Annotated in this window: 15 protein-coding genes; 14 read left to right on the top strand and 1 reads right to left on the bottom strand. The window is 68.5% G+C overall.

Translation table 11 applies throughout. From position 1 onward, the window contains the following. Positions 1 to 200: 200 nt before the first annotated feature. The 9 genes from hrcA to ACFVJ5_RS29195 all read left to right on the top strand — a co-directional run bounded on the left by hrcA (position 201) and on the right by ACFVJ5_RS29195 (position 10,783). Positions 201 to 1,235: a heat-inducible transcriptional repressor HrcA gene (gene hrcA / locus ACFVJ5_RS29235; RefSeq protein ID WP_101463915.1), complete on the top strand. Its 1,035-nt coding sequence runs from the start codon at positions 201 to 203 to the stop codon at positions 1,233 to 1,235. A gap of 130 nt (positions 1,236 to 1,365) precedes the next feature. Beyond that, the gene (gene dnaJ, locus ACFVJ5_RS29230; RefSeq protein WP_378637506.1) at positions 1,366 to 2,520 is read left to right on the top strand and encodes a molecular chaperone DnaJ; all 1,155 of its coding nucleotides are present in this window, start codon (positions 1,366 to 1,368) and stop codon (positions 2,518 to 2,520) included. Positions 2,521 to 2,524: 4 nt separating this feature from the next. After that, complete coding sequence (locus ACFVJ5_RS29225) at positions 2,525 to 3,265, top strand: 16S rRNA (uracil(1498)-N(3))-methyltransferase (protein WP_379224967.1); 741 nt, start codon at positions 2,525 to 2,527, stop codon at positions 3,263 to 3,265. 192 nt (positions 3,266 to 3,457) lie between these two features. Beyond that, positions 3,458 to 4,522: a PhoH family protein gene (locus ACFVJ5_RS29220; RefSeq protein ID WP_379225119.1), complete on the top strand. Its 1,065-nt coding sequence runs from the start codon at positions 3,458 to 3,460 to the stop codon at positions 4,520 to 4,522. 182 nt (positions 4,523 to 4,704) lie between these two features. Continuing rightward, complete coding sequence (ybeY, locus tag ACFVJ5_RS29215; RefSeq protein ID WP_364410399.1) at positions 4,705 to 5,253, top strand: rRNA maturation RNase YbeY; 549 nt, start codon at positions 4,705 to 4,707, stop codon at positions 5,251 to 5,253. Then, entirely contained in the window at positions 5,250 to 6,620 is a 1,371-nt protein-coding gene (locus tag ACFVJ5_RS29210) for a hemolysin family protein (RefSeq protein ID WP_379224965.1), read from the top strand. The genes ybeY and ACFVJ5_RS29210 overlap by 4 nt, the downstream gene beginning before the upstream one ends. Next, the gene (locus tag ACFVJ5_RS29205) at positions 6,613 to 6,948 is read left to right on the top strand and encodes a cytidine deaminase (protein ID WP_379224963.1); all 336 of its coding nucleotides are present in this window, start codon (positions 6,613 to 6,615) and stop codon (positions 6,946 to 6,948) included. The genes ACFVJ5_RS29210 and ACFVJ5_RS29205 overlap by 8 nt, the downstream gene beginning before the upstream one ends. Then, complete coding sequence (gene era, locus ACFVJ5_RS29200; RefSeq protein WP_358112172.1) at positions 6,941 to 7,852, top strand: GTPase Era; 912 nt, start codon at positions 6,941 to 6,943, stop codon at positions 7,850 to 7,852. The genes ACFVJ5_RS29205 and era overlap by 8 nt, the downstream gene beginning before the upstream one ends. A 90-nt stretch (positions 7,853 to 7,942) precedes the next feature. Beyond that, on the top strand, positions 7,943 to 10,783 hold the full coding sequence (locus ACFVJ5_RS29195) for an ABC transporter substrate-binding protein (RefSeq protein ID WP_379224961.1): 2,841 nt from the start codon (positions 7,943 to 7,945) through the stop codon (positions 10,781 to 10,783). Between the two features lie 6 nt (positions 10,784 to 10,789). Here the strand turns inward: ACFVJ5_RS29195 and ACFVJ5_RS29190 are convergent, their stop codons facing one another. Then, on the bottom strand, positions 10,790 to 12,217 hold the full coding sequence (locus ACFVJ5_RS29190; protein ID WP_379224959.1) for an amidase: 1,428 nt from the start codon (positions 12,215 to 12,217) through the stop codon (positions 10,790 to 10,792). A gap of 142 nt (positions 12,218 to 12,359) precedes the next feature. Between ACFVJ5_RS29190 and ACFVJ5_RS29185 the strand changes: the two genes are divergently transcribed. The 5 genes from ACFVJ5_RS29185 to ACFVJ5_RS29165 all read left to right on the top strand — a co-directional run bounded on the left by ACFVJ5_RS29185 (position 12,360) and on the right by ACFVJ5_RS29165 (position 15,948). Then, positions 12,360 to 13,226 carry an alpha/beta fold hydrolase gene (locus ACFVJ5_RS29185; protein WP_379224957.1) on the top strand — a complete coding sequence of 289 codons (867 nt, stop codon included), beginning with the start codon at positions 12,360 to 12,362 and terminating at the stop codon, positions 13,224 to 13,226. Next, complete coding sequence (locus ACFVJ5_RS29180) at positions 13,213 to 13,812, top strand: TetR/AcrR family transcriptional regulator (protein WP_379224955.1); 600 nt, start codon at positions 13,213 to 13,215, stop codon at positions 13,810 to 13,812. The genes ACFVJ5_RS29185 and ACFVJ5_RS29180 overlap by 14 nt, the downstream gene beginning before the upstream one ends. Positions 13,813 to 13,859: 47 nt before the next feature. Continuing rightward, positions 13,860 to 14,642, top strand: a complete 783-nt coding sequence (recO, locus tag ACFVJ5_RS29175) for a DNA repair protein RecO (protein WP_101463905.1) — start codon at positions 13,860 to 13,862, stop codon at positions 14,640 to 14,642. 53 nt (positions 14,643 to 14,695) lie between these two features. Then, on the top strand, positions 14,696 to 15,511 hold the full coding sequence (locus tag ACFVJ5_RS29170; RefSeq protein ID WP_378637531.1) for an isoprenyl transferase: 816 nt from the start codon (positions 14,696 to 14,698) through the stop codon (positions 15,509 to 15,511). Between the two features lie 83 nt (positions 15,512 to 15,594). Further along, positions 15,595 to 15,948: a YbjN domain-containing protein gene (locus tag ACFVJ5_RS29165; protein ID WP_379225117.1), complete on the top strand. Its 354-nt coding sequence runs from the start codon at positions 15,595 to 15,597 to the stop codon at positions 15,946 to 15,948. The last annotated feature ends 2 nt before the right edge of the window (positions 15,949 to 15,950 follow it).

Raw genomic sequence — 15,950 nt, 5'->3', positions numbered from 1 at the left:
CTGAACAGGTCTAACACCGCCCCGAAGCCGGATATCGCCCCGCATGACAGTTCGATGCCGGGACAGCCGTGCGATCCAGGGATCGGCAACAAGACAATTAGACTGGACAACAAGACGCTGCGAGCGTCGGCGTGCGACCCTGTGCGAACGCAGCACGGGTAGGCGTGAGGTACCGGGCACGAGCGAGGAAGGTGGGGTCGATGGCGTCGAGCACCGAGGATCGACGTTTCGAGGTCTTGCGAGCGATCGTCGCGGACTACGTCGCCACCAAGGAACCGATCGGTTCCAAGTCTCTCGTGGAACGGCACAACCTCGGCGTTTCCAGCGCCACCATCCGCAACGACATGGCGGTGCTCGAGGCCGAGGGCTACATCACCCAGCCGCACACGAGCTCGGGCCGCATCCCCACCGACAAGGGCTACCGCGAGTTCGTCGACCGGATCGCCGAGGTGAAACCGCTCTCGGGCGCCGAACGCCGGGCGATCATGGAATTTCTCGAATCCGGTGTCGATCTCGACGATGTCCTGCGCCGCGGCGTGCGCCTGCTGGCCCAGCTCACCCGCCAGGTCGCTGTGGTGCAGTACCCCACCGTCTCGGCCTCGATCGTGCGCCACATCGAGGTCGTCGCGCTCAACCCGGCCCGGCTGTTGCTCGTCGTGATCACCGACACCGGCCGCGTCGACCAGCGCATCGTCGACCTGGGCGCGGTGATCTCCGACGAGGACCTGGCCGCCGTGCGCGGCCTGCTGGGCGGGGCCATGGACGGCAAGCTGCTGTCGGTGGCCAGCGCGTCGGTAGCCGGCGTGCCCGAACGCGCGCCCGCCAAGATCCGCGATGTGCTGGTCCGGGTCTCGACCGTCCTGGTGGAGACGCTGGTCGAGCACCCCGAAGAACGCCTGGTTCTGGGCGGCACGGCCAATCTCACCCGCAATGTCGCCGATTTCGGCTTCCCCGGCTCCCTGCGCACCGTGCTGGAAGCCCTGGAAGAACAGGTCATCGTGCTCAAACTGCTCGCCGCCGCGCAGCAGCCGGGCCAGGTGATGGTGCAGATCGGCGAGGAGACCCAGGTCGAGCAGATGCGCGGCACCTCCGTTGTCTCCACCGGCTACGGTGCGGCGGGCGCCGTGCTGGGCGGCATGGGTGTGCTCGGCCCGACCCGCATGGACTACCCCGGCACCATGGCATCCGTCGCGACGGTCGCCCGCTACATCGGCGAGGTACTCGCCGAAAGGTGATGCCAGCTCGGGAACCACGACAACCGGACTGTTAAGGTCGATACTTCGGCCGGTAAAGTTGAGTGGATTCGACTAAAGGATGCGCCCGGCGCTCGGCCGGCCCACACCGACCAAGGACTAGAGAACTCACGTGGCACGGGATTACTACGGACTGCTCGGCGTCGGCAAGAATGCCACCGACCAGGAGCTCAAGCGCGCTTACCGCAAGCTGGCCCGCGAACTGCACCCCGATGTGAACCCGGACGAGGGCGCGCAGGCCCGCTTCAAGGAAGTCTCCACCGCCTACGAGGTGCTGACCGACCCCGAGAAGCGCCGGATCGTCGACCTCGGTGGTGACCCGCTCGAAAACGGCGGCGGCGGAGCAGGATTCAACGGTGCGGGCTTCGGCGGCCTCGGCGACGTCTTCGAGGCGTTCTTCGGCGGCATGAGCGGCCAGGGCGGTGGCCAGCGCAAGCCGCGCGGCCGCGTGCAGCCCGGCGCCGACTCGCTGATCCGCACCCGGCTGAGCCTGGCCGAATGCGCGGTCGGCGTCACCAAGCACCTGACCGTCGACACCGCGATCCTCTGCGATGTCTGCGTGGGTTCGGGCACCAACGGCAACTCCAAGCCGGTGCGCTGCGAGACCTGTGACGGCGCGGGCGAGGTGCAGTCGGTGCAGCGCTCGTTCCTCGGCCAGGTGCTCACCTCGCGTCCGTGCCCGACCTGCCGTGGCGCGGGCGAGACCATCCCCGACCCCTGCAACAAGTGCGGTGGCGACGGCCGCGTGCGCGCCCGTCGCGAGATCGCCGCGCCCATCCCAGCCGGTGTCGCCAGCGGCATGCGGGTTCGCCTGGCGGCGCAGGGCGAGGTCGGCCCCGGTGGCGGCCATGCCGGTGACCTCTATGTCGAGGTCGTCGAGCAGCCGCACGACACCTTCGTGCGCGACGGCGACGACCTGCACTGCACCGTCCGGGTGCCGATGGTCGACGCGATCCTCGGGACCACCGTGGTCGTGGACACCATCCTCGACGGCCCCACCGAACTCACCATCGCGGCGGGCACCCAGCCCGGCGAGGTCATCCAGCTGCGGGCGCACGGCATGCCGCGGCTGCGTTCGGGTGCGCGCGGCGACCTGCTCGCTCACCTCGACATCGTCGTGCCGAACAAGCTCGACGGCAGGCAGACCGATCTGCTGCGCAAGTTCAAGGGCATGCGGGACAAGGATCGCGCCGAGGTGATGTCGACCCAGTCCGAGCACAACAGCGGTCTGTTCGCCCGGCTGCGCGCGTCGTTCAGCGGGCGCTGAGCCCGTGGCCGCGACGGTCTTCTACCTCGACGAGGTCCCCGAGCCGGGCGCTGTCGCGGTGCTGGACGGCCCAGAGGGTCGCCATGCCGCGACGGTGCGCCGGATCAAGGTCGGCGAACCGATCACCCTGTCCGATGGGCACGGTGTGCTGGCCGACTCGGAAGTCGTTGCGGCCCAGAAGGACCGGCTCGAACTGGCGGTGCGTGATCGCCGGATCGCCGCGCCGCCCACCCCGGTGGTGACTGTGGTGCAGGCGCTGCCCAAGTCGGACCGCTCCGAGCTGGCCGTCGAATTGATGACCGAGGCAGGCGCGGACCTGATCGTCCCCTGGCAGGCCGCGCGCTGCGTCGCGAACTGGGAAGCCAAGGCCGCCAAGGGCATCGAGAAGTGGCGTGCGGCGGCGAAGTCCGCGGCCCGCCAATCCCGTCGCGCCTACATCCCCGAGATCGCCGGCCTGCACCGCACCCGCGACCTGGTGGAACTGGTGCGAAAAGCCAAGGCGGACGGCGCGATCGTCGCGGCCCTGCACGAATCCGGCGCGGGCAGATTCACTGAACTGCCGCTGGCCGAGGCGAGCGAAGTGGTGCTGATCGTCGGCCCCGAAGGCGGCCTCGACGACGCCGAGCTGGCCGCGCTGGCGGAGGCCGGAGCCGACGTCGTGCTCCTCGGCCCGACCGTCCTGCGCACCTCCACCGCGGCGGCCGTCGCGCTCGGTGCGCTGGGGGCGTTGACCTCGCGCTGGTGAGGCGGGAGTGGATCGTCCGGAATCGGGTATTCCGACGGGGTCGCGAACGGCATACCACGGGCACATTTTTAACCACTGTGCGGTGTCAGTGCCCGGCGGTAAACTGATCTCATCGAACACCAGGTCGAAACCGGAAGCAGGCTGTAGCCACTTTTGAAGAACTCAGGCGAGATCGGCAATCCCGTATCAGACATCGGCGCAGGCGGTAACAATGCTGGTCCCGCTGCGCGGACCGTGCGTTCCAGCATCGAGCTCGCCCCGGAGTCGGTTTTCGGTTTCCTCGGCTCGGCCGACCAGAACCTACGTCAGCTGGAGAAACTCCTCCCGGCCGACATCCACGTCCGCGGCAACACCGTCACCATCACCGGTAAGGCCGGCGATGTGGCGCTGGCCGAGCGGGTTGTCGAGCAGCTCGTGGCGCTGACCGGCCGCAATCGGGTGATCACGCCCGAGGCGGTCCGTCACACCATCTCGATGCTCACCGACGAGGGCGTGTCCGAATCGCCCGCCGAGGTGCTGAGCCTGGACATCCTGTCGCGGCGCGGCAAGATCATCCGCCCCAAGACGCTGAACCAGAAGCGCTATGTCGACGCGATCGATGACAACACCATCGTGTTCGGCATCGGTCCCGCCGGCACCGGCAAGACCTACCTGGCCATGGCCAAGGCGGTGCAGGCCCTGCAGTCCAAGCAGGTCACCCGCATCATCCTGACCAGGCCCGCGGTCGAGGCGGGCGAGCGGCTCGGCTTCCTGCCCGGCACCCTCAACGACAAGATCGACCCGTACCTGCGCCCGCTCTACGACGCCCTGCACGACATGATGGACCCCGAGGCCATTCCCAAGCTGATGGCGTCCGGTGTCATCGAGGTCGCGCCGCTGGCGTACATGCGTGGTCGCAGCCTCAACGATTCGTTCATCATTCTCGACGAGGCGCAGAACACCACGGCCGAGCAGATGAAGATGTTCCTCACCCGCCTCGGCTTCGGCTCGCGGATGGTGGTCACCGGTGACATCTCGCAGGTCGACCTGCCCAACGGGCAGCGCTCGGGCCTGCGAGCGGCCGCGGAGATCCTCACCGATATCGACGACATCCACTTCTCGGAGCTCACCAGCGCCGACGTGGTCCGTCACCGGCTGGTCTCCGACATCGTCGACGCCTACGACCGCTTCGAATCCGAGACCCGCGCGGTGCCGGGCCCGCACTACCCGGGCAATCGCGCCCAGCGCAGGGCAGCCGGTCGCAGCGACCGGCGCTGACGTGCGCAGTGCCCCTGTGCCGACCGGGTCGGCGATCGCGTCCCTGGCGGGCCCCGATTCTTCCCTCCCGCCGGGTACTCCTTCGTCGCACCCTCTGGTCAGTCCAGAATCGGGGCGGGACACGATCGAGCTGGCCCGATGCCGCTCCCGGCGGCGTCGGGCCAGCACCGTACCCTGAACAGGTGAGCATCGAGATCGCCAACGAATCGGGCATGGACGTTCCCGAAGAAGACCTGGTCAGCGTCGCGCGTTTCGTGATCGGCCGGATGGACGTCCATCCTGCCGCCGAACTGTCGATGGTGCTCGTCGATCTCGACACCATGGCCGACCTGCACGTGCGCTGGATGGACCTGCCCGGTCCCACCGACGTGATGTCGTTCCCGATGGACGAGCTCGAGCCCGGCGGTCGTCCCGACAGCCCGGAGCCCGGTCCGTCGATGCTCGGTGACATCGTGCTGTGCCCGGAGTTCGCGATGGGTCAGGCGCAGAAGGCTGACCATTCGCTCGACCACGAGCTGGCCCTGCTCACCGTGCACGGCGTGCTCCACCTGCTCGGCTACGACCATGCCGAGCCGGAGGAGGAGAAGGAGATGTTCGCGCTGCAGGCCCAGCTGCTCGAGGAGTGGTACGTGAGCCTGCGCGAGGAACAGCGCCGCGCCGAGCTGGCCGAGCGTGACGACCGTCTACTCGGCAAGGCAGGTTTCACCGCACCCGGTGAAGGCCCCGCGTGACAGCACTGACCCTGATCCCGCTGGCGATCGTGTTGATCGGTATCGGCGGGGTGTTCGCGGGTGTGGACTCGGCACTGAACACGGTGTCACGGGCCAGGCTCGACGACATGGTCCGCGAGGAGCGTTCCGGCGCCGCGCGATTGCGCAAGATCGTCGACGACCGTCCGCGCTATGTGAATCTCGTTGTCCTGCTGCGTATCCTGTGCGAAATCACCGCAACGGTGCTGCTGGCGGCGGCGACGCTGGACCTGTGGAACGAGAGCACGGCGCTGCTGGTCACCGCCGCGCTGATGGTCGTTGTCTCCTACGTCGTGATCGGCGTCGGCCCGCGTACCCTCGGCCGTCAGCACGCCTATTCGATCGCGTTGGCCGCCGCTGTGCCGCTGCAGATCATCGGCGCGGTGCTCAGCCCGGTCAGCCGCCTGCTGATTCTGCTCGGCAACGCGATCACTCCCGGTAAGGGATTTCGCAACGGCCCCTTCGCTTCCGAGATCGAGCTGCGCGAGGTGGTCGACATGGCCCGTGAGCGCGGCGTGGTGGCCGACGACGAACGCCGGATGATCCAGTCGGTCTTCGAACTCGGCGACACCCCGGCTCGCGCGGTGATGGTGCCGCGCACCGAGATGGTGTGGATCGAGGACGACAAGACCGCCGCCCAGGCGATGTCACTGGCTGTGCGATCCGGCCATTCCCGGATCCCGGTGATCGGCGAGAACGTCGACGACATCCGCGGCGTGGTCTACCTGAAAGACCTTGTGCCCTACGCCGATCGCGCCCGCAAGGTGTCGGTGCGCGAGGTCATGCGGCCCGCGATCTTCGTCCCCGATTCCAAGCCGCTCGACGAACTGCTCGACGAGATGCAGCGGCGCCGCAATCACATGGCGCTGCTGGTCGACGAGTACGGCGGTATCGCGGGGCTGGTGACCATCGAGGACGTGCTCGAGGAGATCGTCGGTGAGATCGCCGACGAATACGACACCGACGAAACCCCACCCGTGGAGGACCTCGGCGACGGGCGCTACCGCGTCTCGTCGCGGCTGTCGGTGGAAGACCTGGGGGAACTGTACGGACTCGACATCGAGGACGACGATGTGGACACGGTGGGCGGGCTGCTCGCTCACGAGCTGGGCCGCGTCCCGCTGCCCGGCTCCAAGGTGACCGTCTACGGGCTGGTGCTGCGCGGCGAGGGCGGCGCGGACGCGCGCGGGCGCATGCGGGTCAACACCGTGCTGGTGCGCCGAGCCGCGGACAAGTCCGACAAGGCAGAGAAGAAGACCGACAAGCCCCGCAAGGGCACGACCGACGAGGCAACCGCCGACACCGATCCGGTGCGCGTGCCCGACGACAACGGAGAACACCATGAGTGAACTGAACGCCGAGGACAACAAACTGCTCGTACTGGCGCGTGGCGCGCTGGGCCGCACCGGGGGCGCGAGCGGCGCCGCGGTGCGCGACACCGACGGCCGCACCTACGCCGCGGGCGAGGTCGGGCTGACCGCGCTGCGCCTGACCGCGTTGCAGGCCGCCGTGGCCGCCGCGATCTCGAGCGGTGCCGAGGGGTTCGAGGCGGCGGTCGTCGTCGGCGGTGACGCCGAGGACGCGGGCGTCGACGCGGTGCGCGAGGTCTCGCCGTCGGCTTCGGTCATCCGCACCGACCGCACCGGCGCCGTGCTGACCGAGGTGCACGGTGGCTGATTCCGGCAAGGAATTCCGTTCCGGCTTCGTCTGTTTCGTCGGCCGCCCCAACACCGGCAAGTCGACGCTCACCAACGCACTGGTCGGCACCAAGATCGCGATCACCTCCTCGCGCCCGCAGACCACCCGCCACACCATCCGCGGCATCGTGCACCGCGAGAACGCCCAGCTGATCCTGGTCGACACCCCCGGCCTGCACCGTCCGCGCACGCTGCTCGGCCAGCGTCTCAACGACCTGGTTCGCGACACCTATTCCGAGGTCGACCTGATCGCGTTGTGCATCCCCGCCGACGAGAAGATCGGCCCCGGTGACCGCTGGATCGTCGAGCAGATCAGGATGATGGCGCCCAAGACCAAGATCCTCGGCGTGGTCACCAAGATCGACAAGGTGGGTCGCGACGAGATCGCCCACCAGCTGATGGCACTGTCGAAGCTGCTCGGCCCCGAAGCCGAGGTCGTGCCGGTCTCGGCCGTGAAGGGCGAACAGGTCGAGGTGCTCGTCGACGTGATCGCCTCGCAGATGCAAGAGGGTCCGGCGTTCTATCCCGACGGTGAGATCACCGACGAGCCGGAGGAAACCCTCATGGCCGAGCTGATCCGCGAGGCTGCCCTCGAGGGTGTGCGCGACGAACTGCCGCACTCGCTGGCCGTGGTGATCGAGGACATCGAGCCGTACGAGGCGAACGAGGACATGCTCGAGGTGCATGCCCTGCTCTACGTCGAACGGCCCAGTCAGAAGGCGATCATCATCGGCAAGAACGGCGCCCGCCTCAAAGAGGTCGGCACGAATGCCCGCAAGCAGATCGAGCACATTCTCGGCACGCGCATCTACCTGAACCTGCACGTGAAGGTAGCCAAGGACTGGCAGCGCGACCCGAAACAGCTGGGGAAGCTGGGCTTTTGACCGTTTGACTGTCGGCGGTTCGGGGTATCGTTCGGCGAACACGCCGGTTCGTTCGGCGTGTTCGCTGATCGTCCGGGGGAGGCCGTGGAAGTGCCCGATGCCAATGATGTCGGCAAGCTGCTGGAGCTGCTGCGGGCACTCGAGATCCCCGATGCCCGCCCGCGGGTGCTGCGCACATTGGTCCACGGGCGGCGCACGCTGCCCCGCCCGATCATCGAAGTCGTCGGCGTTGCCGGGCATACGGCGCTGGTCGGCGAAATCTACAGTTGGCTCAGCGAATCCGGCGGCAGGCGGGCCACGCCGCGCGTCAAGATCGACCTGCACGCGCCCGACCTGCCGCGCACGCTGCTCACCCCCGACCTCAACGCGATCGACGCGGGCCCGCACGCCAATGATCAGGAGATCCCCGGCCACTGCCTGCCGATCGTCCAGCAGTTGGTGGCGGGTTTCGCCGCCGACGACACCGCGATGGGCGCGATCAAGTTCCCGCGCTACCGCACCGCCGACTGGCTGACCCGCCAGCGGGTGACCTCCGACGAATCCGAGGCGCCCGACGAGCTGCGCCGCAGACTGCCCAAACTGCTACGCAGCGGTTCGCCGACGAGCCACTCCGATACCGCCGAAGGTGTTGCGGGCGACACGATTTCGCGGGTGGTCTTCGGTGTGCTGGCACTGTGGCCGGTGCTGCGGTTGTGGCTGTGGGTGTCGGGGCGCATTCCCGGCATGTCGAAGGTGACGCGGTGGTTCCTGCACCAGCGCTACCTGGCGCCTGAATTGTCGGGCAGCTTCCTCGGTTTCGCGTCCCGCCTCACCGCGTCGCACCGGGTCGACGAGAACGAAGAGCAGGTCGGCAAGCTTCTCGTACATGCGTTTCTCGAGGACCTGCGCGATGCCTACAGACGCCGGATCTGGCGCCCGTCGAGCTGGCGTCGCACCGCGTACCCGGTGGCCTTGCTCGGTGGTCTGGCCGAGGGCAGCGACGGTGCGCGCATCCTCACCTGGATCAACGAAATCCGGAACGAGACCGGCCTTTTCGATCCGCTGGTCGTGGTGGCGCTGCGTGCCGAAGGGCCGAACCGTGAGGTCGGCGAGCTCTCCCACATCAGCGATCTGCGCCCGCTGCGCACCCTGGAAAGCCTCGCCGCCGCGCCGACCCCGCAGCCGCCCGATCCGCTGCAGGAGTGGGTGCGCGAGATCGACAACCGGCGCACCCATCGTCAGGCCGATGCCTGGTTCCTGCCGTTGCGCGCGATCCTGCCGCCCGACACCACCCCGCGGGTGAGCGATGCCCGATTCCGTGGTCTCGCACTGCCGCCCGCGCCGCCGCTGGCCGCGCGCAGCTGGTTCGTCGGTCTGTGTGTCCTGACCCCGATCGTGCTGGCAGTGGCCGCGACGCTGGTCTACTTCCCGCCGCTGCGTGGCGCCGAATGTTCGCACTGGCCGTGGACCGACGGTGTCTCGGTGAGTTTGCGCGACGGTGAATGTGTCGGCTACAGCGACAACCCCCGGCAGACCTTCGCCGACGACCCCGAGTTGTCGGCGATGCAGCGAGAAGTGTTCCGGCTCAACACCGCCGCGGCCGACGCGCGCGAGAACAACCCGAATCGACCCCTGATCTCGCTGGTGTACTTCGCCGGCCTCAGCTACGCCGACACCAACGTGCGTTACCCGCACGCGCAGGTCGAGGAGCTGGCCGGGCTGGCGGTGCAGCAGCGTCGGGCGTTGCTGGCCTCCGATGAGTCGGAACCGTTGCTGCGCATCATCATCGCCAACGGTGGTTCCGATATGCGTCAGGCCGGGTGGGTGGTCGACAATGCGCTGCGCGAGCTCGTGGCCGACGATCCCAGCGTGCTCGGCGTCGTCGGGATCGATCGCAGCAACGACGAAACCCGCAGGGCCATCACCCGTCTCGGGGAACTCGGGGTTCCCGCGGTAGCCACGACACTGTCGGCCGATGGTCTGGAAGAAGCATCTCCGCTGTATTTTCAAGCGGCACCGAGCAACAGGGTGCAAGCCCGGCTCGTCGCCGACTATGTGCAGGGCGCCCGTGATCTCAACGGCACGTCCCGCTACGACAAGGTGGCGATCTATCACCCCGAGGCCGCCGGTGATCTGTACGTGACCACCCTGGTCGATGATCTGCAGAAGGAACTCGCCAAACGGGGTGTGGCGCAACAGAGTATGAGCTGGCGTGAACAGCAGCAGCTCTACCGTTTCCCCGCACCGTGCGAGACCGCCGGATTCGACCGCCGCACCCTGCTGTTCTTCGCGGGCCGCAACGACGACTTCCCGACCTTCGCCAAATCGGTGAGTCGCGGCTGCCTCAGTGGCGCGGGCCCGGCGATCCTCGGCAACGACGCGGTGACCAGGCTGATCACCGATCCGAAGGCCACCGCCGCACTCCCTGCCAACCTCACCGTGCGGTACGTGTCCAAGGCCTCGCCGGTGATGCTCGGCGGCGCCGATTGTGTCAGCGGCATCGGCAAGCTCGGCGACCAGCCGGTGCCGTTCGAACACGAGCAGCTGTGCACCGAACTGGCGGGCTTGATCGAAGACCTGCGTGGCTATCCCGACCTCACCGACTACCGGCCCACCTGGGCAGGCGACCGCACCGGTCTGGCCTTCGATGTGAGCGGCCTGTTCGTGCAAGCGGTGCGCAACAGCCGTGGCGTGCTGGCCGACCTCCCGCCGAACCGAACCGCCATCGCGGTCCAGTTGCGCGAGTCCGACTATCGCGGCGTCACCGGCACCCTCGGCTTCTCGACCAGCCGTGTGGCCGACGGTTCGTCGATCGCGGTTCTGGTCACTACCGCGGTCGGCGGCGCGGGACCGCAGCGCTGCCTGATGATGTTTCCCCGGCAGACCGGCCAGGACGGCTGTCCGTCGGGTACGAAGAGCGACCTCGAAGGGTGGACGGAACCGGGCCGATAGGAACTGTCACCACCACTGCGTGGGGCGGTGACGTTCCCAGTGCAGTTCCGATTCCAGCTGGGCCGCGAGCGAGATCAGCAGTGGTTCGCTGTCGGCGGTGCCCATCAGTTGCGCACCGATCGGCAGCCCGGATTCGGTGAAACCGGCAGGCACGTTCACGCTCGGCCAGCCGAGCACGTTCCACGGCCACGTGTACGGGCACGCGGCGGTGATCAGATTGTTCGTCGCACCGAAGCCGATGCCATCGATCTCTTCCACCTGCGGGGGAGGGGTCGCGGTGGTCGGCGCCAGCACCAAGTCGTAGTCGTCGAAGAACGAGCCGATGCGCTTGTGCAGCAAGGGTTCCGCCAGTCGCGCCGCGGTGAGCGCGGGTCCGCTGAGCACGCGGCCGACGCGCGAATTGGTGGTGGTTCTCGGATCGACGACCGCGCCCGGCATATCCCGGTGCACCCGGCTGATCCCCGCCAGCGAGCGCGGCAGGAAGGACGCGCCGATCATCAACCCGTAGTGCAGGTCTGTCACGGTGACGGTATGGCCGAGTGTGCGCAGGGTGGCAGCCAGCGCGTGCACGGCTGCCGCGATCTGCGGATCTAGCGCGGTCTTGGTGGCGGTGTACGGAATGCTCAGGGAGAGCGCGATTCTGAGCCTACCGGGATCGCGCCCCGCGGCCGCGCTCGCCTCGATGGGCGCGGGCCTGTGCCGGTCGCCGTCGTGCGGTCCGGCGGCGATGTCGAGCAGCAGCGCCGCGTCCCGCACGGTGCGTGCCAGCGGTCCGTTGACGGTGAGCCCGTTGAACGCCTCCGCCAGCGGCCAGGTGGAGATGCGCCCCCGCTGCGGCTTGATCCCGATCAGGTTGGTCCACGAAGCCGGGATGCGCACCGACCCCGCGCCGTCGGAACCCAGTGCGGCGGGGACCAATCCGGCCGCGACCGCCGCCGCGGACCCACCCGATGACCCGCCCGGCGTGCGCGTCCGATCCCACGGATTGCGGGTGTGGCCGAACGCGTCGCCGCTGGTGAACGGCAACTGTCCGAGCTCGCAGGTATTGGCCTTGCCGACGATCACCGCACCCGCCGCGCGCAACCGGCGCACCGATTCGGCGTCCGCGGACTTCGGCGTGAACTCCCCACCGCATCCGAAAGCGGTGACCTCGCCGCTGATGTCGGTGTCGTCCTTGACCGCGATCGGCACACCCAGCAGCGGCAGCCGCACACCCGCCGCCAACCGCGCGTCCGCCTCGGCCGCCTCCCGCAGCGCGGCCTCGCGACGGACGACCCGGAACGCGTTGAGCGTCGGCTGCGACGCCTCGATCCGGTCGAGCGCGTCGGCGACGGCGGCGACCGAGGAAATGCTGCCGTCGGCCACGGCCGAGGACAGCTCGGTGAGGCCGAGATCGGCCGAGGAGTTCGGCGCGATGTGGTCGGGCGCGGACATATGAGCTCCGTCTCTGCAGGTACGTGGCTCGACCGTAACGCGAACCTGGTCACCCGTCCACATCCCCTAGGGTGGGTATAGACATACATACGGGATGTATGTAACAGTGGACCTGCCCAGCATTCGACCAGGGGAGGACCCCATGGGAATCAGCTCAGCACTCGGCCCGGCACGCGAGATCGCCCTGTCATCCGGCCGCATCCGCTACCACGACACCGGCGCCGGATCGCCGGTCGTCTTCGTCCACGGACTACTCGTCAACGCCGACATCTGGCGCGGGGTCGTGCCCGGTCTCGCCGCCGCCGGCCACCGCTGCCTCACGCCGGACTGGCCGCTCGGATCCCACACCATCCCGATGCCGGACGCCGACCTCAGCCCCACCGGCATCGCGGACCTGATCGCCGAGTTCCTCGACGCGCTCGACCTCACCGATGTCACGATCGTCGCCAACGACACCGGCGGTGCGCTCACCCAGATCCTGATGACCCGCCGACCGGAACGAATCGGCCGCGTCGTCCTGGCCGCCGTCGACTGCTACGAAGTGTTCCCGCCGCAGCCTTTCGCGGGCTTGCTGAAGGTGGCGAAGATTCCCGGCGTGATCCGTCCGCTGCTGGCGCCGATGCGCTTCGAACTCATGCAGCGACTGCCCCTCGGATTCGGGCTGGTCACCAAACACGCACTGCCGCAAGAGATCGCGCAGTCCTATTTGGGGCCCGCCCGGCGCAACGCCGCTATCCGCGACGACCTGCGCCGCTTCGCCGCCGGTGTCGACAAGCGATGCACCGTGGCCGCCGCCGAACGCTTCGGCACGGTCGAGATCCCGGTGCTCGTGGTCTGGTCGACCGAGGACAAACTGTTCCCGATGGCGCTGGCCGAACGGCTGGTCGCCGATCTACCGCGGGCGAGCCTGCGCACCCTCGACAATTCCTACACATTCATCCCCGAGGACCGGCCGGAGTTGCTCACCGAACTGATCGTGGAGTTCACTCGGCTGCATGCAGCGCCGTAGTCAGGAGGATCGCTCCCGCGTCACCCGAGCCGCGCTCGAGCAGGCAGGCCGTCGCCTGTTCGCCGAGCGCGGCTTCGCCGGTACCTCGGCCGAGCAATTGGTGGCTGCCGCCGGTGTCACCCGCGGCGCCCTGCACCATCACTACGGCGACAAGCGCGGACTGTTCCTCGCCGTCCTCGAACAGATCGAGACCGAGGCCACCGCGGAGATCGCGAGCGCCGTCGCCGCTGTCGACCGCGCCGACGTGATCGGCGGCATGACCGCGGGTCTGGTGTGTTTCCTGGAGCTCTGCGGCCGCCCGGAAATGGTGCGGGTGGTGCTGATGGACGCACCGACCGTGCTCGGCTGGCCCGCCTTCCGCGAATTCGAAGCCCGCCACGGCCTCGGCCTGATCACCGCCGAACTGCAACGCGCCACCGACGCGGGCCTGATCCCGGTCGCCCCCGTCCCGGTGCTCGCGCAACTGCTGCTCAGCGCCATCACCGAAGCCTCACTCATCGTCGCCCACGCCGCCGACCCCGACCGCGCCCGCGTCGAAACCCAGCAATCGCTGCTGCTGCTCATCACCGGCCTGCTCCAGTCCTGACCCGTGTCCGTGGCCACGGTGTCGGGCGCGCATGGAAGACTGGGCGCGTGCGGTTGTATCGGGATGAGGCGGTGGTGGTTCGCCAGCACAAGCTGGGCGAGGCCGATCGCATTGTCACGCTCCTGACCAGGCAACACGGGCTCGTCCGGGCGGTGGCGAAGGGGGTGCGCCGCACCAAGTCGAAGTTCGGGGCGCGGCTGGAGCCGTTCTCCTACATCGACGTGCAGTTGCACCCGGGTCGCACACTCGACATCGTCACCCAGGTCATCACCGTGGAGGCGTTCGCCGCCGACATCATCGACGACTACGGCCGCTACACCACCGCGTGCGCGATCCTCGAAACCGCCGAGCGTCTCGCGGGCGAAGAACGCGCACCCGCCCCGAAACTGCACGTACTCACCGCGGGTGCCCTGCGCGCGATCGCCGCCAAACAGCGACCCCACGAACTGATCCTCGACGCATACCTGTTGCGCGCCATGGGTTTCGCCGGTTGGGCGCCTGCGCTCGACGAATGCGCCCGCTGCGCGACTCCCGGCCCGCACCGTGCCTTCCATGTGGCAGCGGGCGGCGCGGTCTGTGTGCACTGTCGTCCGCCGGGCGCGAGCACGCCCATCACCGGGGTGCTCGATCTGCTCGTCGCCCTGTTGAAGGGGGAGTGGGCCTACATCGACAGCGTTCCCGACAACGTCCGCCGCCAGGCCAGCGGTCTCGTCGCCGCCCACCTGCAGTGGCACCTGGAGCGCCAGCTGCGCACGCTGCCGCTGATCGAGCGATCCCGCATCGAACCCGCGGACCGGCCCGACGCCGCGGTCGTGGGCCGGGTCGGCTGAGCAAACGGCGCGAACCCGGAGCCCGTGCAGCTCGTACCCGGCGATCAGGCAGGATGGACGCCGTGATCCTGCGTCGTGACTCTTCTCCCGCGAGCAAGGACGGCACCCGCACCGTGCGGCCGCCGTCCCAGCATCCTTCCGGCGCGCGTCCGCCCGCGATCCCGCCCGAGCTCGTCCCCAACCACGTCGCGCTGGTGATGGACGGCAACGGCCGCTGGGCCCAGGAGCGTGGCCTGCCGCGCACCGCTGGACACGAACGCGGCGAGGCCGTGCTCATGGACTCCGTCGAAGGCTGCATCGAGATCGGCGTGAAGTGGCTCTCGGCCTACGCCTTCTCCACCGAGAACTGGCGTCGCAGCCCCGACGAGGTGCGCTTCCTGATGGGCTTCAACCGCGACGTGATCCGCCGCCGCCGCGACGAGATGCACGAGATGGGTGTGCGGGTGCGCTGGGCCGGGCGCCGGCCTCGCCTGTGGCGCAGCGTGATCAAGGAACTCGAGGTGGCCGAAGAGCTCACCAAGGACAACGACGTGATGACGCTGACCATGTGCGTCAACTACGGTGGTCGTGCCGAAATCGCCGATGCCGCAAGGGAAATCGCGCGCCGGGTGGCCGCGGGCGAGATCGACCCGGAGAAGGTCGACGAGGCCACCGTCGCGAAATATCTCGACGAACCCGATATGCCCGACGTCGACCTGTTCCTTCGCCCCTCCGGTGAGTTCCGCAGCTCGAACTTCCTGATCTGGCAGGCCGCCTACGCCGAATTCGTCTACCAGGACACGCTTTTCCCCGACTTCGACCGGCGTAACCTGTGGGACGCGTGCCTGGAATACGCCAAGCGCGATCGTCGCTTCGGTGGCGCCAAATGAGCGACAGTCAAGACGGAGCCGACATGGATGCGCTACTCACCCCGGAACTCGACCTGCAGGCGCGGGCCGGTGCCTGCTTGCAGATGCAGGACATCGAAGTCCGCGTCGACGCCGACAGGTCGCTCGGTTTCGAATACGACGGCGCCCTGTGCTCGATCCGCGCCGTCACCCTCGCGCCCGGCCTCACCGTGCTGTCGCTGACCAGCGTGCTGGCGTGGGATCGTCCGCTCAAGACGGCCCTGCACAAGCGCGTCGCCGAACGCAACAACGAGATCCAGTTCGGTTCGGTCACGCTGATCGCCCGTGGCCAACTCGGCGACGTCATCCTGCGCTACACCTTCCCCGCCGAAGGCCTGGACGACGGGGCACTCACCACCATGCTGCTGCTCGCGCTGTCCGGTGCGAGCCGAGCCCGTCAGGGCTTGCTCGCGCCCTAGCC

The organism is Nocardia sp. NPDC127606 (genome assembly GCF_042671725.1).
GTDB lineage: Bacteria > Actinomycetota > Actinomycetes > Mycobacteriales > Mycobacteriaceae > Nocardia.
The sequence above is the reverse complement of the archived record's forward strand: the minus strand, read 5'-3'. Positions and strand labels throughout refer to the sequence as shown.